General features: G+C 59.6%; 24 protein-coding genes. 12 read left to right on the top strand and 12 right to left on the bottom strand.

Annotation, left to right across the window (positions count from 1 at the left end):
* Positions 1–74: 74 nt before the first annotated feature.
* From CCGE531_RS10230 to CCGE531_RS10210, 5 genes are all read right to left on the bottom strand, one after another.
* On the bottom strand, positions 75–845 hold the full coding sequence (locus CCGE531_RS10230; RefSeq protein ID WP_120664058.1) for a hypothetical protein: 771 nt from the start codon (positions 843–845) through the stop codon (positions 75–77).
* A 319-nt stretch (positions 846–1,164) separates the two neighbouring features.
* Positions 1,165–1,770: a transglutaminase-like cysteine peptidase gene (locus tag CCGE531_RS10225; RefSeq protein ID WP_120664057.1), complete on the bottom strand. Its 606-nt coding sequence runs from the start codon at positions 1,768–1,770 to the stop codon at positions 1,165–1,167.
* Between the two features lie 389 nt (positions 1,771–2,159).
* Positions 2,160–3,137 (bottom strand): prolyl aminopeptidase, encoded by a 978-nt coding sequence (gene pip, locus CCGE531_RS10220; RefSeq protein ID WP_120664056.1) that lies wholly within the window; start codon positions 3,135–3,137, stop codon positions 2,160–2,162.
* 57 nt (positions 3,138–3,194) lie between these two features.
* Positions 3,195–3,824, bottom strand: coding sequence for a PilZ domain-containing protein (locus CCGE531_RS10215; RefSeq protein WP_120664055.1), 630 nt, complete (start codon positions 3,822–3,824; stop codon positions 3,195–3,197).
* Between the two features lie 83 nt (positions 3,825–3,907).
* A complete protein-coding gene (locus CCGE531_RS10210; protein WP_245458828.1) occupies positions 3,908–4,570 on the bottom strand; it encodes a PAS domain-containing protein in 663 nt (220 codons plus the stop codon).
* 315 nt (positions 4,571–4,885) lie between these two features.
* Here CCGE531_RS10210 and CCGE531_RS10205 point away from each other — a divergent pair, with 315 nt between their 5' ends.
* Both CCGE531_RS10205 and CCGE531_RS10200 read left to right on the top strand, forming a co-directional pair.
* Positions 4,886–5,656: a rhomboid family intramembrane serine protease gene (locus tag CCGE531_RS10205; protein ID WP_120664053.1), complete on the top strand. Its 771-nt coding sequence runs from the start codon at positions 4,886–4,888 to the stop codon at positions 5,654–5,656.
* A gap of 164 nt (positions 5,657–5,820) precedes the next feature.
* Positions 5,821–6,255: a CBS domain-containing protein gene (locus CCGE531_RS10200; protein WP_120664052.1), complete on the top strand. Its 435-nt coding sequence runs from the start codon at positions 5,821–5,823 to the stop codon at positions 6,253–6,255.
* 267 nt (positions 6,256–6,522) lie between these two features.
* Here the strand turns inward: CCGE531_RS10200 and CCGE531_RS10195 are convergent, their stop codons facing one another.
* The 3 genes from CCGE531_RS10195 to folE all read right to left on the bottom strand — a co-directional run bounded on the left by CCGE531_RS10195 (position 6,523) and on the right by folE (position 8,675).
* A complete protein-coding gene (locus CCGE531_RS10195; protein ID WP_120664051.1) occupies positions 6,523–7,482 on the bottom strand; it encodes a patatin-like phospholipase family protein in 960 nt (319 codons plus the stop codon).
* A 106-nt stretch (positions 7,483–7,588) separates the two neighbouring features.
* A complete protein-coding gene (gene hisI, locus CCGE531_RS10190) occupies positions 7,589–8,038 on the bottom strand; it encodes a phosphoribosyl-AMP cyclohydrolase (protein WP_120664050.1) in 450 nt (149 codons plus the stop codon).
* Between the two features lie 25 nt (positions 8,039–8,063).
* Positions 8,064–8,675: a GTP cyclohydrolase I FolE gene (gene folE / locus CCGE531_RS10185; protein WP_120664049.1), complete on the bottom strand. Its 612-nt coding sequence runs from the start codon at positions 8,673–8,675 to the stop codon at positions 8,064–8,066.
* A gap of 403 nt (positions 8,676–9,078) precedes the next feature.
* Here folE and CCGE531_RS10180 point away from each other — a divergent pair, with 403 nt between their 5' ends.
* The 5 genes from CCGE531_RS10180 (at position 9,079) to CCGE531_RS10160 (ending at position 13,613) form a co-directional block, all read left to right on the top strand.
* Complete coding sequence (locus tag CCGE531_RS10180) at positions 9,079–9,540, top strand: iron-sulfur cluster assembly scaffold protein (RefSeq protein ID WP_162943884.1); 462 nt, start codon at positions 9,079–9,081, stop codon at positions 9,538–9,540.
* Positions 9,541–9,555: 15 nt separating this feature from the next.
* Complete coding sequence (gene yidD, locus CCGE531_RS10175; protein WP_120664047.1) at positions 9,556–9,978, top strand: membrane protein insertion efficiency factor YidD; 423 nt, start codon at positions 9,556–9,558, stop codon at positions 9,976–9,978.
* 4 nt (positions 9,979–9,982) lie between these two features.
* Entirely contained in the window at positions 9,983–10,513 is a 531-nt protein-coding gene (locus CCGE531_RS10170) for a DUF1697 domain-containing protein (RefSeq protein ID WP_120664046.1), read from the top strand.
* A 128-nt stretch (positions 10,514–10,641) separates the two neighbouring features.
* Positions 10,642–12,630 carry a threonine--tRNA ligase gene (thrS, locus tag CCGE531_RS10165; protein ID WP_120664045.1) on the top strand — a complete coding sequence of 663 codons (1,989 nt, stop codon included), beginning with the start codon at positions 10,642–10,644 and terminating at the stop codon, positions 12,628–12,630.
* A gap of 143 nt (positions 12,631–12,773) precedes the next feature.
* Positions 12,774–13,613, top strand: coding sequence for a lysophospholipid acyltransferase family protein (locus CCGE531_RS10160; RefSeq protein WP_120664044.1), 840 nt, complete (start codon positions 12,774–12,776; stop codon positions 13,611–13,613).
* 114 nt (positions 13,614–13,727) lie between these two features.
* On the opposite strand, the gene CCGE531_RS10155 is transcribed toward CCGE531_RS10160, so the two are convergent.
* Positions 13,728–14,477 (bottom strand): SDR family oxidoreductase, encoded by a 750-nt coding sequence (locus CCGE531_RS10155; RefSeq protein ID WP_120664043.1) that lies wholly within the window; start codon positions 14,475–14,477, stop codon positions 13,728–13,730.
* A 108-nt stretch (positions 14,478–14,585) separates the two neighbouring features.
* On the opposite strand from CCGE531_RS10155, the gene CCGE531_RS10150 reads away from it, so the two are divergent.
* Positions 14,586–15,230 (top strand): TetR/AcrR family transcriptional regulator, encoded by a 645-nt coding sequence (locus CCGE531_RS10150; RefSeq protein WP_120664042.1) that lies wholly within the window; start codon positions 14,586–14,588, stop codon positions 15,228–15,230.
* Positions 15,231–15,288: 58 nt separating this feature from the next.
* On the opposite strand, the gene CCGE531_RS10145 is transcribed toward CCGE531_RS10150, so the two are convergent.
* Positions 15,289–16,356, bottom strand: a complete 1,068-nt coding sequence (locus CCGE531_RS10145) for a hypothetical protein (protein WP_120664041.1) — start codon at positions 16,354–16,356, stop codon at positions 15,289–15,291.
* Positions 16,357–16,511: 155 nt separating this feature from the next.
* Between CCGE531_RS10145 and CCGE531_RS10140 the strand changes: the two genes are divergently transcribed.
* The 4 genes from CCGE531_RS10140 (at position 16,512) to CCGE531_RS10125 (ending at position 19,469) form a co-directional block, all read left to right on the top strand.
* Entirely contained in the window at positions 16,512–17,099 is a 588-nt protein-coding gene (locus CCGE531_RS10140) for a nitroreductase (RefSeq protein ID WP_120664040.1), read from the top strand.
* Positions 17,099–17,704: a flavin reductase family protein gene (locus tag CCGE531_RS10135; RefSeq protein WP_120664039.1), complete on the top strand. Its 606-nt coding sequence runs from the start codon at positions 17,099–17,101 to the stop codon at positions 17,702–17,704. The genes CCGE531_RS10140 and CCGE531_RS10135 overlap by 1 nt, the downstream gene beginning before the upstream one ends.
* Before the next feature lie 126 nt (positions 17,705–17,830).
* On the top strand, positions 17,831–18,970 hold the full coding sequence (locus tag CCGE531_RS10130) for a DUF2336 domain-containing protein (RefSeq protein ID WP_120664038.1): 1,140 nt from the start codon (positions 17,831–17,833) through the stop codon (positions 18,968–18,970).
* Positions 18,971–19,004: 34 nt separating this feature from the next.
* On the top strand, positions 19,005–19,469 hold the full coding sequence (locus tag CCGE531_RS10125) for a GNAT family N-acetyltransferase (protein ID WP_205586481.1): 465 nt from the start codon (positions 19,005–19,007) through the stop codon (positions 19,467–19,469).
* Positions 19,470–19,477: 8 nt separating this feature from the next.
* On the opposite strand, the gene CCGE531_RS10120 is transcribed toward CCGE531_RS10125, so the two are convergent.
* Complete coding sequence (locus CCGE531_RS10120) at positions 19,478–20,656, bottom strand: AI-2E family transporter (protein WP_120664036.1); 1,179 nt, start codon at positions 20,654–20,656, stop codon at positions 19,478–19,480.
* A 149-nt stretch (positions 20,657–20,805) separates the two neighbouring features.
* The gene (locus CCGE531_RS10115) at positions 20,806–21,936 is read right to left on the bottom strand and encodes an esterase-like activity of phytase family protein (protein WP_120666689.1); all 1,131 of its coding nucleotides are present in this window, start codon (positions 21,934–21,936) and stop codon (positions 20,806–20,808) included.
* Between the last annotated feature and the right edge of the window lie 18 nt (positions 21,937–21,954).

The following is a 21,954-nucleotide window of genomic DNA, read 5'->3' as shown; positions in this document are numbered from 1 at the left end:
TGCGTTCGACAGTAGGAGCTTAGCGTTACCAATCGGTTTATGATGAACAGTTGGTTTCAAGTTTTTGCGCCATTTTAGCGGCCGACCTCGGCTGCTGCCGCGGCGTTGACCTTATCCACAATGCGCGCCCTGATGAAATTTTGGACAGCGGCGTCCATGGCGCGCCAATCCCCGAGCTGATTGCTGGAAAAGCGGTAAAGGACGCTCAAATCCTTGCCGAGCTTGACATCTCGCTGGCAGTCTCCGCTGGTTGCCTGAGCCGGTGGGGAGGCAAGGAGGCAGCGCACGGCATAATCGGATTCGCCAGGACGCGGGGCTGTCAGAAGGACTTCGCCATTGTAGCCGGCATCCGCGCGCAGCCGATGCGCCGTCAGACCGAAAGGACCGGCATAGGCGGCACCATCCATCAATTGCGAATAGATCGGCTCCAACCTGCCCGACATGTCGCGGGACATCGTACTCTGGCTGATCTGCAGGAAGATCAGCGACGACGACTGGGAGATATCATCGAAGCGCAGCCGATCCGCCTCGCTATAGCCCTGCATCTGCGGCCAGGTCAGGTAGAGGTCGATGCGCTCGACTGTGCCATCCACGCGCTCGCTCGGGAAGCGGATCGTGTTCGCAGCCAAACGCAAGGCATCGTCGCCGATCGTGACGGAGATGGGCTTGGCATCGGTCGTATGGCCGGCCAACGATATTTTCTCGCCAAGCCAGTGACCGCCGATGGATATGGCAACGGTAAGGGTAGCCAGGACGGCAACGCCCGCCGTGAGCCGATGGACGAAACCGCTTGAAATCAGCGGCCTTTCTTCGATCATTGAGGCGGATGACAGAGGAGGAGCCATGCTGTTGCCTTCATTTCCTTCCGCTCCGGCTGCCAATGGCCGAGCCGCGCGGCGCCTGACTGGATGAGTCTCATTGGAAATGATGATTGGCGCCACGATGGTTAACCGGTGGTTAAATATACATCGCAAGCCATGCTAACGGCACAGTTAATTCTCAGGAAATTGCCCGCACCCGCTTTCAGGGCGCCGCTCAATAGAAAAGAGCCGTTCCCCGGGACAGTGGGAACGGCTCAGAGGCACCGGCCTGGACAGAAATCAGGGGACGAGACCGGGCCTTGGACTTTGACCGTCGACGCCGACGATCGTGTATGCCGAAGGCTTACTTCAAGCTGCCGACTGCGACGGCGCGGCCATCCTGTATCTTGACCCAGCGGGCCGGATCATCCGCGGATTGACGCTTGAGGAAGGTGTATTCGGTCTCGGACCAGAGCTTCACCTTGTTGCGCATGTTGTCGAGGACGAAGTCGCCGCGATCGGTGCGAACCGTCAGGACGGCGTGGCCTTCGCCGTTCGGCTGCAGCACGACGGTCATGAGCAGATCGGAAGGCGAGAAGCCGGCATCGATCAGCTGCTTGCGCTTCAGCAGGGCGAAATCCTCGCAGTCGCCGGCGGTTGTCGGGATGGCCCATTTCTCTTCGACGCCGTAGAGTTCCATGTCGGTCATCGGCTTGATCGTCGTATTGACGGTGTAGTTGACCTTCAGGATTGTCTTCCAGCTGTCCTGCGTGAGGATGATCGGACCGGCATCGCCGCCGGCATAGACGCATTCCCGCGGATTTTCCTTGCAGAACTCATAGTGGCCGATCGGAGGAGCGGCATCGCCGGTGATCGTCATGTTGGCGGGTGCGGCCTGAGCAAGACCGAAGAAGCCAAGAGTGGCGAGTATCAACGCGGCGCCGCCGCGAATTGCGAATTGAAGGTTCATGTCCCTGTCCCTTTTTTATTGGGATCAGAATGACACGCATGTTTTTATCCTGCGCAAAATTGCGCAATAAAATTAAGGACTTAGTTTATTCAAATCTGGATCAAACTTTCATAAAACGCGCAGAAAACTTGATTCAAGTTCGCGGAAAATTCGATTAAAATTTGAGTGATTTCGGTATTGGATGCGAGGAGGCGAAATCCCGCATCGTGCTGCGCTGAAAGGATTTCCCGAAATGGATTTCTTAACATCGAGGGGTCGCTTTCGACCGAAAGCGTGCCACAATGAAACATGGCAATCGCGCCGACGCCCTATCGAGGCGCTGAAAACGGCCGTTTGTGGCCGGACGCGTCCCATTTTGAGAAAGCCGGCTCAAAAAATATTTTGGATTTTTATCGCTTGAAATCGCTGCGAAGGCCGTCGGTCGCACGAATGATCGCCGCGGCCATTTCGGCGACTACGGGCGAGTGGGCAGCATTCGCGACGATCACAAGATCTGCTTCCGGCCAGGCCTGCGACAATTCCCAGGCGGTGACGACCGGTGCCTCCAGATCCAGCCGTCCCTGGATCATCGTGCAGGGGATGCCGGCAAGCCGATGGATATCGCGCAGGATCTGCCGATCCTCAAGCCAGGCCAGATGGTGAAAATAGTGAGTGATGATCCGTGCCCGCGCCGTCAGATAGCGTGGATCGGACCAGCGCGGCGACAGGGTCGCACGCGGATCGACCAGGATCGAGGCAGCCTCCCAGTCGTGCCAGTCCCTGGCGGCTTTCACATGAATTGCGGGATCCGGATCGCATAGACGACGATAATAGGCGGCTACCAGATCGCCGTGGCGATCCTGTTCTGGCACTGCAGCCCGAAAGCGCGCCCATTCCTGCGGAAAGAACCGGCCAAGTCCGCGATAAAGCCAATCAATTTCGGATTGTCTCGTCATGGTGACGCCGACGAGCAGCAAGGCTTCGACTCGATGCGGGTGGGTTTCGGCATAGATCAGCGCAAGCGTGCAGCCCCACGAGTTGCCGAATACGATCCAGCGTTCGACACCGAGCTCCAACCGCAATTGCTCGATATCGGTAATGGAATGCCATGTGGTGTTGGCCGAGAGAGCGATCGCCGGTTCCGACGCATGCGGGTGACTGCCTCCGCAGCCGCGCTGGTCGAACTGAATGATCCGGTAATATTGCGGGTCGAAATAGCGTCGCGTCCCGGCGGAGCTGCCGGATCCAGGACCGCCGTGCAGGATGAGGACGGGAATACCTTCTGGATTGCCCGATAGCATCCAACAAATCCGCTGGCTATCGCCGACGTCAAGCAGGCCTTCATCGAAGGGAGTTGTGTCCGGGTAGAGCATCTTGCCGTCACGCATCAAGGAAAAGACAAGCGTCGCTGTTTCGCGGCGCTGCGTGACAGGAGGATGACAGTATCAGAGAAATTCGCGCAAGGTCTCGCGCGACTGCAGGGAGAGAAACTCGATCGCCACGCCTTCCACGAAATGGCGCACGACGCGGCCCCGCATGTTGCCGAGACGTACCGGCGTCCCGATCGCCGGGCGTACCTCGACGTCGACGGCGGCGCCCGAAAGTGAGAGATCCATGATGCGGCAGACATATTTCGTGCCGTCATCGAGGGTGAGTTCGCTGCGCACATCACGCGGCGTCAGGCGGTCGTGACGACGGTCTTCCGGCAGGCCAAGCTCATGCTTGTTGGCAAGCCAGGTCAGCTGAGCTGCAAGCTTCTCGCGCTTGCGCTCGGTCGCGTTGATCGACATGCTGAAACCACGGCCGTCAACGGCTACGACATTGCCCTCGACGCGGCCAAGATGGTCGATATAGGCAATGACCCGCTCGTCGGCACGCGGACGTCCCACGCAGGTGACATAGAGATCGCCCGGCGACATCTCCGTCACCAGACACTCGAACTCCTCATAATTGGCCAGCATCAGACGGCCCTGCATGTTGATCGGAACCCGCTGAAAGGTCCGTTGATCACCGCGGACGGCATTGCCTGCCAATTGGTTGGGCCGAGTCGCTTGGGCCGACTGGAACGAGTGCATGGAAGCGTCTTGAATCCTATTGCGTCTCTTCCAACTATTAGCCGCAACTCCTTAAAGTAAGGTTGTCTTTCCTGAGGCATAACTCAAAGGCGACGGCCGATTCTGTCCCGTACCGGGTCAATTCTGGCATGATCGCGGCTATTCTTTGCTTGGTTCAACTTTCGGCGCATCCATTCAGCGAGACCGGTGCCTCCCTGAAGCGGCAGAAGATCCGTCGGATCGGGATGGGGAGGAGGGTCCACGAGCCGCGCCGGGCGCTCGTAGAGCAAACGGCTGCGGTCCAGCGCCAGAAATTCCAGACGCTCATTGCCGAGCCATGTCGAATGAATGGTGGGCGTCAGGCATCCCAGCAACCTGTCGCAAATGTCGCTGGATGACCGTACCGGCATCAATATCATTTCGAAGGTCATGCTGCGGCCGCTGATGCAATAGCCCGTGGCATGGATGGAGGCTGGAATGACGTGCGTCATCACGCCGGCGGCGATGCGCACCGGATCGTCCTGTTGGCTGCTGGCCCATAGCGCCGCGAAATTTTCGCCGCGAATCTCGCGCCCCATGAGATTGCAGATCGCCGTACCGGCCAGCCGGAAACGCGGATTGTCGTCCGCGGTATTTTCCAGGATGAACAACTCCGGAAGAATATGACTGACGGCCAACGGCTGTATCAAATTGCGCAAGGGGGCATCCGCGCTGCCGCGTATCTGTTCCCAATAGGTAAATATGTCGATGCTCGTCTTCTGGCGCATACCGCGTCCGTGTCCCATTTCAATTCAATTGCCGAGACATTCATTGCCTCCAGTTCCAGCGTTGCGAATTCCATGCCACAGCAGCGTCGTTAGGGTTAACGAATGGTTTCGATTGCCTTTCGCGCCGGCAAATGAAAGGAATTGTTCATCACTTCACGAAGTGACCTTCAGCACGAACTTCACGGGCGCCGGACCGGCCCTCAAGGCCAATTCCGGAAGAAGCGCCCGATCGCCGCCCGGCGTTGCTGGGCGGCTTTTTTTTTGATTTTCACTGCGCTATGTGTCGGTGACCTTCATAGAAAAGCCGAGCAAGACATGGATGACGAACAGCTGCCGCGCCAAGAGCCGGAAGATCCGCGGCCGCGGCAACGAACCCCGGCTTTCAATCTGCCTCCCGTCATTCTGGCAAGCCTGGCCGTCCTGATCATCGTTTTCGCGGTCATGAACCTGCCGTGGTGGTCGGACGATACGCTGAACTGGATTTATTTCACCTTCAGCTTCATCCCGGCCCGCTATGCCTTTCCCCTGGCGCAGCAGGGCCTGGAATGGCTTTGGACGCCGGTCACCTATTCTCTGCTGCACGGCGGGATCGAGCACATCGTCTTCAATAGTCTGTGGCTGATGGTTTTCGCGGCACCCGTGGCGCGGCGCATCGGAACGCTGCGCTACGTCATTTTCTGGATTTTCTCATCCGCAGCTTCCGCCTTCATGCATGCCGCACTCTACTGGGGTGACCAGACGCTTCTGATAGGGGCGTCCGGGGTCGTCTCGGCGCTCATGGGTGCGGCTTGCCGCTTCGCTTTCCCGGCCATGGACGGTCGGCGGATCTCCATGCGGGAGACGCATCTCAATCCGCGTCTCACCATTCTCGGCTCGCTTCGAAGCCGTACCGTCGTTGCCTATATCGTCATGTGGATTGCCGGTAATGCGCTCGTCGCCTTCGGAATCACGCTTGCCGGCGACAGTTCGCAGCCGGTCGCATGGGATGCCCATATCGGTGGCTTCCTGTTCGGATTTCTGCTTTTTGCATTGTTCGACCGGCAGCCGCGCGAGGAGGCCCAGGAACCCTTAGCGCTCGATGAATGAGCTGTTGCTTTCTCGCAGACACAGGCGCACCATTATCATCCGTCGGTCGCGGATAGAGGAGATCGACCCGACCGACGGGCAGGCGCCGGTTTGAGCTCCGGGGGTAATTTCGGAACATATCGGACCTTCAAGTGTTCATCATGCTTTCGAGATGGGAGGATCGAATGCCAGTTTCCGTAAAGGCCATACTGGAAGCCAAGGGTCGCGACGTCGTTACGACCGGCGGCAACACGACCGTTGCCGAGGCCGCGAAGATTCTCAACGAGAAGCGCATCGGCGCCATCGTGGTCGTCGGGCCGGGCGGTAAGATTTCCGGCATCTTCACCGAGCGGGATGTCGTCAATGCCGTTGCCAAGTATGGCCATGAATGCCTTGAAAAGCCGATCGCCTCGCTGATGACGGCGAAGGTGCATCGCTGCAAGGAAGACACCACGACCGACGAGTTGATGGAGCTGATGACGATGCGCCGCTTCCGTCACGTCCCCGTCGAGGAAAAAGGCAAGCTTTCCGGCATCATCTCGATCGGCGACGTCGTCAAATGGCGCATCCGCGAGATCGAACTCGAGGCCGAGCAGATCAAAGCCTATATCGCCGGGTGAGGGTGAGGAGCGGTTCGGTGTCGCCGAAGCAATCGACCCAGCGGGTCGATTGTCGCGGAGAACGTCTTGAGCAGAAAGCGAAGGGCCGGATTGTCCGGCATCGACAGAGCCTCTCCTGCTCTCGGCGGAGAGGCCCAAATTGATCTACCAACTTTGATTTACACCTTAGTGCGGCTCAGCTTTTCACGGAAACTCTGAACCGCTCTGTCTCTTTGTTTTCTCACAATTCCCGGCGGAAAACCGCTGCGCACTTTTCCTGGAATTGCTTTAGCGCGCGTAGGCTTCCTGCATACGGCGGATTTCCGGCAATCTTGTCAGAGCTTCCTCGTAGCCGCGTTCGATAGCCTCGCCGGCGCGATGGAACTCCGACAGGCCGATATCGCTAAGGCGTGGATGCAGCGCGAGATCCGGTGGATCGCCGGCCAGACGAGCGCGGGCAATTCTATCCTGGATGATGTTGAAAGCCTGGACCATGACGCCAGTCATGCCAAGTTTCATGGGTGGCGTGTCTTCACGCCGCACCAGATCGCCGTTCAGCTGGCCGACATTGAGTTTGACCACGGCCGAGCGACCGAAGAGGTCGTAATTCAGATTGACCGCCGCCACGAGCGGCTGTTCATAGGAACGGCATACCGAAACCGGCACGGGATTGACCAGGGCGCCGTCGACCAGCGTACGGCCATTGGTTCGCACCGGCTCGAAAATGCCGGGTAGGGCATAGGAAGCCCTGAGCGCCGTGATCAGGGAGCCATTGGCAATCCAGACTTCATGTCCGGTATTCAATTCCGACGCGACGGCAACGAAGGGACGGTCCAAATCCTCGATCGAGAAACCTTCCAGGTGCTCCTGCATGCGCTTGGTCAGCCGCATACCGCCGAACAGGCCACTGCCGCCGATGGTCAGGTCGAGAAGGCTGGCGATGCGGCGCATCGTCAGCGAACGGGAAAAGGCTTCGAGCTCATCAAGCTTGCCGGCGAGATAGCAGCCGCCGACCAGGGCGCCGATCGACGTGCCGGCAATCATGCCGACTTCAATACCTGCCTCGTCGAGCGCGCGCAGAACGCCGATATGCGCCCAGCCTCGCGCGGCACCGCCGCCGAGCGCCAGGGCGATCTTGACCTTCTTGGGTGGAGCGGGAGGGAGAAGCGGGGTAGACGTATCCTGCGAGAGGCCTGAACCGGTCAAGTTCTGTCCGCCGCTGTGACGATTCAACCCCCAATTCAGCATCTAAAGCCTCCTCCGAGGCCCGATGTGCCTCCGCTAAAACACTGTCCCTTTTTCGTTTCCAAATCGTATATCGGTTGTGGCTTCTTTGATCATTTCGCCTTCAGGTCTACTGTTTGTAGACTTCGCCCGGATCGAAATGCAGATGATCGTCGACCACGTTCAAAACGGGCTTACCATCTTCAAGCTCAACCGTACGATAGAAGCAGGAACGGCGCCCAGTATGGCACGTCGCGTCGTGTCCGGCGACCTCCACTTTCAGCCATATGGCATCCTGATCGCAATCCGTTCGGATTTCCTTCACCGTCTGAAGGTTTCCGGAGGTTTCACCCTTTTTCCAGATTTTTCCGCGCGAGCGGCTGAAATAATGCGCCGTGCCCGTCTTAATCGTCAGGGCGAGCGCCTCGGCATTCATATGGGCGACCATCAGGAGTTCGCCGTCATGCGCATCGGTGACAATCGCGGTGATCAGGCCGCGATCGTCGAAGCGAGGCGTGAAATCGCCTGCGTCCTCCAACTCGGACTTATCTTCGGAAGGCGCATTGAAAATCAGATTCATCCCCAGCTCTTTCGTTGAAGCCCGGTCAGCGACCCCGGACCAAAGACATGAAGCGGGCCTGCTCGGCCGGATCGGCCTTGAAGGCACCCGTGAATGTCATTGTCAGCGTCGACGCGCCCTGCTTCTGTACGCCGCGCATGGCCATGCACATGTGCTCGGCCTCGATCATGACGGCAACGCCGCGCGGGCGCAGCGTGTCGTCGATCGCATTGGCGATCTGGGCGGTCATTGCTTCCTGCGTCTGCAGGCGGCGCGCGAAGATATCGACGACGCGCGCGATCTTGGACAGGCCAAGCACGCGGCCGTTCGGCAGGTAAGCGACATGCGCCTTGCCGATGATCGGCACCATGTGGTGTTCGCAATGCGAGAAAAACGGAATGTCACGCACCAAGACGACGTCGTCGTAGCCGGACACCTCTTCAAAGGTGCGGCCGAGTACATCCTCCGGGTTCAGTTCGTAGCCGCCGAACAGCTCGCGGTAGGCCTTGGCGACGCGCGCGGGCGTATCAAGCAGGCCCTCGCGCTGCGGATCGTCGCCGGCCCAGCGAAGCAGAACGCGGACGGCGTCTTCGGCTTCCTTCTGCGTCGGACGTTCGGATTCAACGACTTGCGGAAAATTCTTTACAATGGCGTCCATTACCTGTGGATCTCCTGACCCGCTACGCGGATATCATCTGTCGGACTCGCCACTGGCATTCCCCGAGGCACGGAGATTGTGTACCTTTGGCGGGCTCCGGGGCGTTCTGGCTGGCGGACAAGCCTGCCGTCCTGCACGGTTTCCCATCAAACTTACAGAAGACCATTGCATTTCGATGGTCTTCGAACGACATACATATAGTATGGCATTGGCCCTGTGAAAGTGTCCTAAACAGACACGCTGTGTTTTTTGTTACGAAACACTAGAGCCGGATGATTTTAGGTCTGCTCGACCTAAAATCTGAATCCGCTCTAGATCAAATAAATAGAGCATGATGTCGTCCGAAAACCGCCTACACTTTTCGGCATCATGCTCTAACGGGTGCATCGGAGCAAAATCTGTGATGGACGACATCTACAACAGCAAAATCCTGGAGTTTGCCGGCAATATCGGCCGTATTGGCAGCCTTCCCGACGCCGATGCCAGTGCCCAGGCCCATTCCAGACTGTGCGGTTCTCGCGTAAAAATCTGGCTGAAAATGGACGGCGATGTCGTGACCGATTTTGCCCATGACGTCAAGGCCTGCGCGCTTGGCCAGGCATCGTCTTCGGTCATGGCCCGCCATGTCGTCGGCGCTTCGGCGAACGAAGTGCGAAAAGCCCGCTTGGATATGCTCGCCATGCTCAAGGCTGACGGCGAGGGACCGGGCGGGCGTTTTGAGGACATGCGCTATCTGAAGCCGGTCCGCGATTACAAGGCCCGTCATGCCTCGACCATGCTGACATTCGATGCGGTTGTGGATGCGATCGGGCAGATCGAGGCGGCGCGCGAGGGCGGAAACGCCAAAACGGCTGAAGCCGTCTGATTGAGGCACCGGGCGATGTGTCAATTCTGTCTCATGCAGGACGACGATGAAGACGAGGGCGGCGCGGCTCCTTCGAAACATGCGCGGCGTGACGTATCGCCTTCAGGTCACAGCGCAGCCAAATCGCGAAACTATACCGGTCCCTTCCGCAAAACACCGGACCGGCTCTTCGGCATGGGCCTCATTCGCCTGTATCAACTGACGCTTTCCGGCTTCATCGGCAATTCCTGCCGCCACATCCCGACCTGTTCGGAATATGGCTATGAAGCGGTTGCGCGCCACGGGCTTTGGGCAGGCGGCTGGATGACGCTGTTTCGCGTTGCGCGCTGTGGGCCGGGAGGCACAAGCGGGCTCGATCCGGTGCCCGGCGAACTGGAACGCCGCTATCATTGGTGGACGCCGTGGCGTTATTTCCGCCTCGGGCAAAAGGCTGCCTGACTACATGGCGGTCTATGTAGCGCTGCTGCACAGCATCGTTCTTGGAACAGGCCGCAGGTTGGTCATGGGCGATCTCAAGGCGATGGCGGAGGGGCTTGGCTTTCGCAATCCCCGCACGCTTGTTGCCACCGGCAACCTGATTTTCGACGCAGAATCTCAGCCTATTGCTTCGATCGAGGCAAAACTCGAGAGCGGTTTTGCCGCTACTTTCGGCAAGCATGTCGACATCATCGTGCGGGACGCCGAGACATGGCTGAAGTTAGCCGACGGCAATCCCTTCGTCGATGGCATCGGCAGCGAGGTCATCATTCGCGTCATGCGCCAGCCGCTTGGGGTTCAAACTCTCGATACGCTTGCGCCATACCGGCGGAACGCCGAGCGCATGGCAATTGTCGACGGCGATCTCTGGATCGATTTCGGCCATAAGGCCAGCGAGACGAAGCTGTTGCCGGCTCTGACGACAAAGCGGCTCGGCATCGGAACGATGCGGAATTGGAACACGGTGCGCGGTTTGGCCGAGATGATCCGCCGCTAACGCTGCTTTTTCTTTACTAGATCACGAAATACAGCTATCAGGCGCGCGGACATAAGTAAGTATTTACTTAGTCCTCATTTTACGAAACCACCCGCATTCGTTGGCGGGACTGGACAAGGAGAATATCGATGTCGCAACCCGTTTCCCTGACATTTCCCGATGGTTCCGTGCGCAGCTTCGCTGCCGGCACGACCGGTCGCGATGTCGCCGAATCCATTTCGAAGTCGCTGGCCAAGAAATCCGTCGCTATCGCTATCGACGGCACCGTGCGCGACCTTTCCGATCCGGTAACCGACGGCAGGATCGAGATCATCACCCGCACGGACGATCGCGCGCTGGAGCTTATCCGGCATGACGCGGCGCATGTGATGGCGGAAGCAGTGCAGGAGATTTGGCCGGGTACGCAGGTGACCATCGGCCCGGTGATCGAGAACGGCTTCTATTACGATTTTGCCAAGAACGAGCCCTTCACGCCCGATGATCTGCCAGTCATCGAGAAGAAGATGCGCGAGATCATTCAGCGCAATGCGCCGTTCACCAAGCAGATCTGGTCCCGCGACAAGGCAAAGGAAGTTTTTGCCGCCAAGGGCGAGCGCTACAAGGTGGAGCTGGTCGATGCCATCCCCGAAGGTCAGGATCTGAAGATCTACTATCAGGGCGATTGGTTCGACCTTTGCCGCGGCCCGCACATGGCCTCGACCGGCCAGATCGGCACGGCCTTCAAGCTGATGAAGGTGGCCGGCGCCTATTGGCGCGGCGACAGCAACAATCCAATGCTGACCCGCATCTACGGCACGGCATTCGCCGAGCAGGCCGATCTCGACAACTACCTGCACATCCTTGCCGAGGCCGAAAAGCGTGATCATCGCCGTCTCGGCCGCGAAATGGATCTATTCCATTTCCAGGAAGAAGGCCCCGGTGTCGTCTTCTGGCACGGCAAGGGCTGGCGCATGTTCCAGACGCTGGTGTCCTATATGCGCCGGCGGCTGGAGGGCGATTACCAGGAAGTCAATGCACCGCAGGTGCTCGACAAGTCGCTTTGGGAGACCTCGGGTCACTGGGGCTGGTATCGCGACAATATGTTCAAGGTCACCGTTGCCGGCGACGATACCGATGACGATCGCGTCTTCGCGCTCAAGCCGATGAACTGCCCGGGTCACATCCAGATCTTCAAGCATGGCTTGAAGTCTTACCGCGAACTGCCGATCCGGCTTGCGGAATTTGGTGCAGTTCATCGTTACGAGCCTTCGGGCGCGCTGCATGGGTTGATGCGCGTGCGCGGCTTCACGCAGGATGACGCTCACATCTTCTGCACCGACGAGCAGATGGCCGCCGAATGCCTGAAGATCAACGATCTCATCCTGTCAGTCTATGAGGACTTCGGCTTCCAGGAGATCGTCGTCAAGCTCTCGACCCGCCCGGACAAGCGCGTCGGTTCGGACGAACTCTGGGATCGCGCCGAAAGCGTGATGATGGATGTGTTGAAGACCATCGAGGCCCAGTCCGAAGGACGCATCAAGACCGGCATCCTGCCGGGCGAGGGCGCGTTCTACGGTCCGAAGTTCGAATATACGCTGAAGGATGCCATCGGCCGTGAATGGCAGTGCGGCACGACGCAGGTCGATTTCAACCTGCCGGAACGCTTCGGTGCCTTCTACATCGACCAGCACTCGGAAAAGACGCAGCCAGTGATGATCCATCGCGCCATCTGCGGCTCGATGGAACGCTTCCTCGGCATCCTGATCGAGAACTTTGCCGGCCATATGCCGCTCTGGGTCTCGCCGCTGCAGGTGGTCGTCGCCACCATCACCTCCGAAGCCGATGCCTATGGCGAAGAGGTGGCGGAAGCGCTGCGCGATGCCGGCCTCACGGTCGAGACCGACTTCCGCAACGAGAAGATCAACTACAAGATCCGCGAGCACTCGGTCACGAAGGTGCCCGTCATTATCGTTTGCGGCAAGAAGGAAGCCGAAGAGCGCTCGGTCAACATCCGCCGCCTCGGCAGCCAGGCTCAGACCTCGATGTCGCTTGACGAAGCCATCGCTTCGCTTTCCCTCGAGGCGACGGCACCGGACATCCTGCGCAAACGCGCGGCACGGCGTATCAAGGCCGCCTGACGGCCACTAATATCTGACGGCGCTTCAGGGCGCCGTCAGACAATTGTCATACAGCATTCATATAGTTGATGAATCAAAGCGTTGCTGTGGCTGCAACATGTGACGCAACTGAACGATAGGAGCGGGGCAGCCCCGTCGCGCACTTGGAATTCAAAGAATTATCCTACGCCAACGAACGGGATCCGCGCATCAAGCGCTGGTTCATCCGCTCCATCGAAGGCCTGTCCGGCCGGGACCGCTACACCCGGCTTTACGATATCTGGCGCACCGATATCGTCGGAAAGAGCGAGCGCATTTTCGGCAAGATGCTCGATCTCATCGACGTGCGCCTGCTCATCAAGGGCGAATGGCCGCCGAGCCAAATTCCCGAGGCGCCGATCGTCATCGTCGCCAACCATCCCTATGGCATCGGCGACGGAATCGCGGTACTGGCCCTTGCCGAGCAGTTGGGGCGCCCCTTCAAGGTTCTCATCAACAACGAGTTGTTGAAAGTGCCTGAAATGCTTGATTATTCGCTGCCGGTCTCCTTCGAGGAAACCAAGGAAGCGATGGCGATCAACATGAAGACGCGGCATGAGGCCGTTCGTCTGCTGAAGGAAGGCACGACCATCATCGTCTTTCCCGCCGGCGGCGTTGCGACCGCCAAAAAGGGTTTCGGTCGCGCCGAGGATCTGCCGTGGAAGATATTCCCCGCCAAGCTCATCCAGGCAGCGCGCGCAAGCGTCATTCCGATCTATTTCGAAGGGCAGAATGGCCGGCTGTTCCATCTGGCGAGCCGTATCTCGATGACCTTGCGCATCTCGCTGCTGATCCGCGAATTCCGCCGCCTTTCCGGCAGCACCATTACCGCCCATATCGGCGCTCCCAGAAGCTGGGAGGCGCTCAGCGAAGGCAGCGACCGCAAGGATCTGCTGTCGAAGCTCTATGGCGCGGTCTTCTCCATGGCGCCGCCAAGAAAGATGCTGCGGCGCAGGGCCGGGTAATCAAAGGCGTCTGGTTCCGGATCACCAATCGGTGACGACTCCGTACGGCGGTTTTGCGATAGTGACATGCGCAGGATGCGAACCGGCGCTCGTGAAGAGCGCCGGGAAGTGCGGTCAGATCTGGGCCCAGCCGCCATCAACGCATAATTCGCTACCTGTCACGTAGGTCGAGTCATCGGAGGCGAAGAACAGAACGGCTCTTGCAATCTCATCAACGGTGCCGCTGCGGTGCATTGGGATTTGCGCGTGCACCTGGGCCTTCGTTTGTTCGATCATCTCCTCGCTCATTCCCCCTTTACGCGCAAGATCCGTATCGATGTAGCCAGGCGCCATGGCATTCACTCGAATCCCCTTTTCAGTCAATTCCGCGGTGAGCGACCGTGCCAGCGAGCGAATGGCCGCCTTCGTCGCCGAATAGACGCTGACATATGGACGCCCTTGCGTGCTCAGGGTCGAGGTGTTGAGGATTATCGAGCCGCCTGATGTCATCAGCGGCAGGAGCTTCTGCACGGTGAAGTAGGTTCCCTTGAACGTGTTGGCGACAGTGAAATCGAATTCTTCCTCCGACATATATTCAAACATGTTCGGTCGCGCGCCGCCGGCATTCGCAAAGATGATATCGACGCGGCCATGCTTTTTCGCGACATGGTCGCGAAGCGCGTCGATATCAGACATTCTAGAAATATCGCTGCGGACGGCGTCAGCGCCATTTCCGATGCTTTGCGCCGCAGCATCGAGCGTCGCCTGATCGCGTCCGGTAATGACGACTTTCGCGCCTTCGCGTGCAAACAGCTTGGCCGTCGCCAGTCCCATTCCCGAGTTGCCGCCCGTGATGACAGCGACTTTACCGTCCAATTTACCCATATTCGTCTCCAATTCGTCTCTGAATGACCCCGACATAAAGTGCATGATTGCTGGAGCGGCGGGGCCGGGAGTTATATATGAAGCATCATTCAGCTTTTGGATTCGCTTATGGGAAAAGGCCCTCTGCCATCGCTAACCCCCCGGAAATCACCGCGTCAGGGCCGGTCCATCGCCACCGTGGATGCCATTTTCGAGGCAACCATTCAGGTTTTGCTGAGCGATGGTCTGTTCCGACTGAACACCACACGCGTCGCGCGTCGCGCTGGCGTTTCGGTCGGGACGCTGTATCAGTATTTTCCGAACAAGCAGGCCTTGCTCTTCGCGGTGATGGATCAGCACCTCGCAATGCTGGCTGACGCCATAGAGAAGGCGCGTGACGAAAACCCGTGCCCTACGGCAGAGACGCTCGCCGAGATCGTTGTGAAAGCCTATCTTGAGGCGAAGATGGCGCAAGCCGAGGTTTCCCCCGCCCTCTATCGCATCGCCATGGAACTCGACGCTCGCGAGCTGATGGAGTTGGCGTCCCGGCGGAGTGCGCGGGCAATCGAAGCAATGCTGTCCACCACAGGCGATGGCCGTTTGGCCGATCCGAGCTTGGTCGCTCAGACCCTCACCGCAGCCCTTTACGGTACTGTTCCGGCCTTCTGCCATCGGGTTTTGAGCCCTTCCGATGGGGCCGAGGCCGAAAAGCAGCTCACAATCATGTTTCGCTCCTATCTCGTCGCGCAACGGGGCGATATCGCCGAAACCTAAGTCGGGCTACGAGCGAGAAAACGGGATTGAAGGCTGAGGTTTGGCGTCGGGCGTACCGTCAATCCATGCTGTCGCCGTCATCGCCGCCAGCCGGCGCCAATTGTTCATAGGTCGGCAGCGGCTGCTGATTGGTCGTTGCAGAGGGTGTCTGGCTCTGACGCATCGGCGGCATCTGGATCGGAAGCTGGCGGGCCGGCAGTTCGGTATCGGCATCCTGCGGCTGCTGCTGCTTCATCAACACTTCCACATCCGTATTCACACCTGCGGCGACGGCGAAGTCGCGCTGATAGATCTTGTCCTTGTTGCGGGCGACGGCGGTATAGCGACCTTCGGCAAGCACCATGGTCGGAAAGGCGCTTACGCTTTCGCCGACGATATCGCCCGCCGATGTCAGGATCGACCAGGCGGTATCGGCGATCGCCTCGCCGCCGGCATCCGACACCAGCTTGAGCGTGATCTTTGCCGCCCTGTGCTGGATGGTCGCCTGCGTCACCTTGCCGGCCTCGACCTGAATATCGGCGCGGATGACGGCGTTGACCTCGCCATATTCGGAAACGATGTGATAGGTGCCGGCGCTGAGGCCGACCAGCGTATTCGGCTTCACATCGTCCATGACAAGGCCGCGTTCCCCGTCTTCCTTGGCTTCGCTGGAATAGATCGAGAAGCTCAGCTCGTTCGGCGGGATTCGGACATCGGATCCGGATACGGCATTCAAGACCATGCCGCCGGCGTCGAGCACCATCGTCTGCTTCTGCGTTTCTCCCGTTTGCGCCACGCTCAACCTCTTGGTGACGCCGGCGCGGCCGAAGGAGACATTGACGAAATAGTCGCCCGGCAGAAGGTGAAAGGAGGCCGAGCCTCCCCGGGAGCTGGCGACAAGCGGCAGCTTGCCGTCTGCACCGGCAACGGGACTGAAAACATACCAGGAGAGGCCTTGCTGCTGCGGGCTGCTCTGTGGCGTCATCCTGGCTTCGAGCGAAATGTCACGCAGGGTGCGGGACGTCGAACTCCCCCCATCGGGTGCCACGAAGGCGTTGAGCTTCGGCATCTTTACGCTGCCGTCCAGCTGCTTGAATTCCTTGAAGGCTTCCTGCGCGGAGGCGGCCGTGCTCACGCTCGCGAGCATCGCGACAACAGCACTCAATCGGCGAGCGGATGAAATGCCTGACATGGATACCCAACCGATTGACTTCCGATAAAACACAAGCCACTTCAAAACCAATGCAGTGGCAAATTCAAGACCTACCTCCTATCACTCGCCAAAATGAAGGCAGTTCCTCAATGAAAACCGATGTCAAGCTGGTCGATTATCTCGCTATGCGCCGATCCATTCCCGCGTTTCAAATGTCGGAACCGGGGCCGGGCAGGGCTGAGATCGAGGAGATTATCCGGCTGGCCTCGCGTGTGCCGGATCATGGCAAGCTTGCCCCCTGGCGTTTCATTGTCTACCGCGGCGAAGAGCGGGCGCGTATCGGCGAGGAATTGCTGACACTCGCGCTGGAGGCAAAGCCGGATCTTTCCGAGGAAATGATCCAGGTCGAGCGCACTCGCTTCACCCGCGCTCCGGTCGTCATCGCCGTCGTCAGCAAGGCGGCGCCGCATTTCAAGATTCCGGAATGGGAGCAGCTGATGTCGGCAGGCGCGCTTTGCCTGAACCTGCTGATCGCGGCGAATGCTCATGGCTGGGTTTCCAATTGGCTGACCGAATGGTTCGCCTATGATGAGCGCGCCTATCCGTTACTCGGCGTCCAGCCGGGCGAGAAGGTGGCCGGCTTCATTCATATCGGCTCTTCCAGCTTCCCTCCCGTCGAGCGCCCGCGCCCGGAACTGTCGGAAACGGTAAGCTGGATCGGCGGGGAGGACGCATGATGTTCTACACGACCGACAGCAATCGCCACGGGCTGGCGCATGATCCCTTCAAGGCCATCGTCACGCCAAGGCCGATCGGCTGGATCGGCAGCAAGGGCAGGGACGGCTCGCTGAACCTCTCCCCCTATTCCTTTTTCAACGCGGTCAGCGACCGGCCAAAGCTGGTGATGTTCTCATCCGCCGGACGAAAGGACAGCGTGCGCAATGTCGAGGAAACCGGCGTTTTCACCGCCAATCTCGTCAGTCGCCATATCGTGGAAAAGATGAATCATTCGTCGATTGCCGTTCCCTATGGCGTCAACGAATTCGAGCTGGCCGGGCTGACGGCGAACCCTGGCAAGCTTGTGGACGCTCCCTATGTGGGCGAAGCCTTTGCGGTCCTTGAATGCCGCGTGACCGAGGTGCTGCAGCCCAAAGGTCTCAATGGCGAGGTGTCGGAAAACATCATGGTCATCGGTCAGGTCGTGGGCATCCACATCGACGAGGCGATCATCCGTGACGGCAGGCTGGACATGGCGCTTGCGCGGCCCGTCGCGCGCATGGGTTACATGGACTATAGCGAGGGCAGCGACGTGTTCGAGATGATGCGGCCAAAGACTCCCTGAACGGGCCGTCGCACTGATATGCAAAAGGTTAATAAGCACGGTAAACGTCCCGTAAACCTTTCCTCGATAGCGTGAGGGATATGAGTTTGCGGGGCAAGAATCGCCTCGCCGATATCGGGGCATTAAGTGATCATAGAAGCATTCCTTCGCTGGGCTGAGACCGCCAAGGCAGAAAGCAGGGCTCGGGCGGCCAATGCGCTCGGCAGAGCCTATCTGCAGTCGGAGATGCCCAGGGAAGAGCGTGCCGCCGCGGAAATGGCGATGACCTATTTGCTCGATGATCCGTCTCCGCGCGTCCGGCTTGCGCTTGCCGAAGCGGTTGCCCGCGCGGCCGGTGCTCCACGCAATGTCATTCTCTCCCTGGCTGGGGACCAGCCGGAAATAGCGGGGCAGATCATCCTGTTTTCGCCGGTATTCACCGATGCCGATCTTGTCGATCTGGTGCTGCATGGCAGTGATGTGACGCGGGTCCTGATTGCTTCCCGAGGCCAGGTGCCGCGTGCTGTCTGCGCGGCGCTTGCGGAGATCGGCGGGGAGGCGGAAATCCTGTGCCTGCTCGAAAATGACGGCGCGTTGCTTTCGCCGGCGTCGCTTAAGCGCATCGCCGAGCGCCTGGGTGATTGCGCCGATATACGCGGCCTGCTTCTTTCCCGTGACGCCCTGTCTTCGGATGCCAGGCATCTGCTGATGCGCCGGATCAGCGCGGCGCTATCCGAATCGACGCTGGTCCAGAGCTTTATCGGCAGCGGCAGGCTGCAGCAGGTGACGCGCGAAGCGACCGAATCTGCGACCGTCGCCATCGCGGGAACGGCACAGCACGAGCAGCTCCCTGATCTCGTCGAGCATCTGCGGCAAGGCGGCTGGCTGACGCCAGCCTTCCTGATGCATGCGCTGTGCTCCGGCAAGGTCGATTTCTTCGCCTGCACGATCACGAATCTTTCCGGCTGCGATGAGCGGCGCGTGCGTTCCATCATCTCCAGGGGCCGCATCCATGCCATCCGGGCGCTTTACGAAAGCGCCGGACTGACCCGGGATATCAGCACGATCTTCGTCGAGGCGACCCTGATCTGGCGCGATGCGTCCCGCGAGAACGGCACCGCCATGCTGGAGAACGTCTCTTCGCGGCTGATGCGCAAATTCCGCCTTGCCGAACAGCCTCAGGCCGCCGCGACGCAGCTACTCGACATGGTGGAGAAGCTGGCGAATGCCGAACGGCGACAGGCCGCGCGCAGCTTCGCGGCTCTGGCGACACTCGCCGCCGCGTGATATCCAGCGCGGGTCTCATTTTCCGAGGTTCAATTTGCCGCTGACGATCGCCATCGAATCCCCGCGCCAGGAAGGCGTCATCCGCCTTCTGGACATGTCGAGCGCCTATGCGGAAGCGCTCTATCCGCCTGAGAGCAATCATATCCTTGATCTGTCTTCGTTGGAGAAACCGGATGTGACCTTCTGGGTCGCAAGGGTGGAGGAGGCCATCGCCGGATGTTGCGCCCTGGTGGAGGCCGGTGATGGCACCGCAGAGATCAAGCGCATGTTCGTCGATCCCGCCGCCAGGGGACGCAGCGTTGCGCGCAAGCTGATGGAAGCGCTCGAAGCGACGGCGCTGGAAAAAAGCCTTTCAGCGATCCGGCTGGAGACAGGAATATATCAGCCGGAAGCAATCGGCCTCTACCGGAGGTTCGGTTATGTCGAAATCGCTGCCTTCGGCAGCTATCGGCCGGATCCTCTCAGCCTGTTCATGGAGAAGCGTCTGACGCTGAAGTAGGCAAGGGCTCAGCGCTCGGCGGCGTCGCGGACATGCAACTGCAGTTCCGGTTCCTGCGTTTGCTGCTCCTCGGTCAATTCGGCCTCGCGGATCCATTCGCGCCAGATGGCGACCATGATCGCCATCAGGACAGGCCCGATGAAGAGGCCGAGAAAGCCCATGGTTTTCACGCCGCCTACGAGACCGAAAAAAGTCGGCAGGAAGGGCAGCTTGATGGGGCCGCCGACGAGCTTCGGGCGAAGGGTCTTGTCAACGATGAAGAGCTCGATCGTGCCCCAGAGGAAGAGGCCAACGCCCGCCCAAAGCGAGCCGCTCGCGACGAGATAGATGGAAACGAGCGACATCGACAGCGGAGCGCCACCCGGCACCAGGGCCATGACGCCTGTAAGGACGCCGAGCGTGATGGCGGAGGGAGCGCCGGCGATCCAATAGGCCACGCCGAGAACGATACCTTCACCAATGGCAATCAGCGTCATGCCCATGACGGTCGAGCTGATGGTCGCGGGAACAACCCGGGAAATCCGTTCCCAGCGGTTGGGCAGGATGCGCTCGCCGAGCAGATCGACCTGGCGAACGAATGTCGCGCCGTCGCGATAGATGAAAAACAGCGCGATCAGCATGAACAGCAGGGTCAGGATGACATGGAACGCCCCGCCGCCGGCCGCGAGCACCGCGCGATAGATATTGCCGATATGCGCGCCGCTCACGAGCTGCGCCAGTTCGCCGAGCGAGCCGGGGCTGCCGACATATTGCGTCCATTGTTCGCCGAGCCACGAGCCTATGACAGGCAAGGCCAGAATCCATTGCGGCGGCGCCGCACCGTCACGGTTGACATGCACGGCCCAGCCGAACCATTCGCGTACCTCGCCGGCCATATAAATGGCGGAAAGGACGATCGGCAGGACGAGAAAGGTCACGATGAACACGAGGGCGATGGTGGCCGCAAGCGTCGTGTTTCCGCCCGTCCGGCGCACCACATCGCTGTAAAGCGGCCAGGTGGCGAAGCCGATAACAGCCGCTGCGAGGACTGGAACGAGAAATCCGTAGAAGAAATAAATGCCGGCGATGGCAATCAGGATCAGCAGCCAGCGCGCCGCGGAAATGGATGGTATCAAAGGCATGCGCGCATGCGCGCTCGGCCCCAGCCACCGATGCTCCTTCGGCTTATGACGTTCAAATACACCCACCGGACTTACTTCGCCCCTTTTTACTAGATCACCCGGTTATGGGGTATGATCTTGGCTGTTTCAAGAGCAACAGCCTGAAAGCCTCTTTATTATGCGGGCATGACATTAAGACGACTGGAAGACGATCGGCTCGCGGCCGGAGCAAGGTGTCACGAGGGGCGACGGATCACCTTGAACGCGAAAAACTGCGTCTTTTGCGTCGAGTTGAAATTGTTGTCGGCGACGAAGATCAGCACGTCGGTACCGTCCCTGGACTTACCGAAAGTCACGCCTTCGATATTGTCGGGAGCAAGGCCGAGCGCGCGCAAATCCATGATCTCCGTCTTGCGCACCGGCACGATCCGTTGATCGGTGGCCATGAGCGACGGGATATTCGAGATATCGGTGGCGCCGTCGAGATCGAACATGTTGATGACGACCGAATTGCCGACGCCCTGCGCGTAGCCGCGCTCGATCGAAAGCAGGTGGCGGTCGTCGAGCGCCAGGATCTCGGACAGGCCGAAGTCGTTCCAGCCACTCGCGGTGGAGGGTGTCTGCGGAATCGGCGAGACCGGATAGGCATATTGCGCCTTCGGCATGCCGGTCGCAGCGTCATACCGAATGATGCGCGCGAGTGCGCCGTTGGTCAGCGTCGTGACCGGCCCATCCTGATAGAGCGCAGATTCGGTGTTAACGAGAAGGTCGCCGCCTGAGAGGAAGGTCAGGCCTTCAAAGGCGAGATTGTCGCGAATCCCCGTATGCTTGTCGGCCATCGGGGCAAAACCATCCGGCAATGAGAATTCGCGGACGAAGCTGCCGTCGCGATTGGCGACGCGCACGAAGGGCGGTAGCAGCGCCTTGCCGTCGCCTTCGCTGCTCCAATAGATGCCATCCTTGCCCAGGCGGATGGATTCGCCATCCACTTTCTTGATCGCAAAAGGCTGGCCGTCCTTGTCCTTCAGCGTGACGTGATCGACCACAGCGACACCCTTCAGGCCGCTGGCGTCGACATCAATATCGAGGTCGTAGAAGCGGGCGGGCGCCTTTTCGGAGCGGTCGTCGCTGATTGCGATGTAGCGGCCGGTGGAGGGATCGAAGTCGATGCCCGAGAGCCCGCCGACTTCCACGCCGTTTTCCATGAAGCCCGTCGGAATATCGTAAGTGCCGAGATAGGAAAGGCCGATGCCGGCCTTGCAGTCGCCGAAGGGGCAGGGAACGTCGATGGTGGTCCCGATATCCAGCGCATGGGCGGCATGGCTGAAGAGGAGAACGGCGGCGGTCGTCAGAAATGGCTTCAACATGGCGAAATCGTCAATCCG

Origin of the sequence: Rhizobium sp. CCGE531 (genome assembly GCF_003627795.1) — a bacterium.
Lineage (GTDB): Bacteria > Pseudomonadota > Alphaproteobacteria > Rhizobiales > Rhizobiaceae > Rhizobium.
This window is presented reverse-complemented; position numbering and strand designations above follow the sequence as displayed.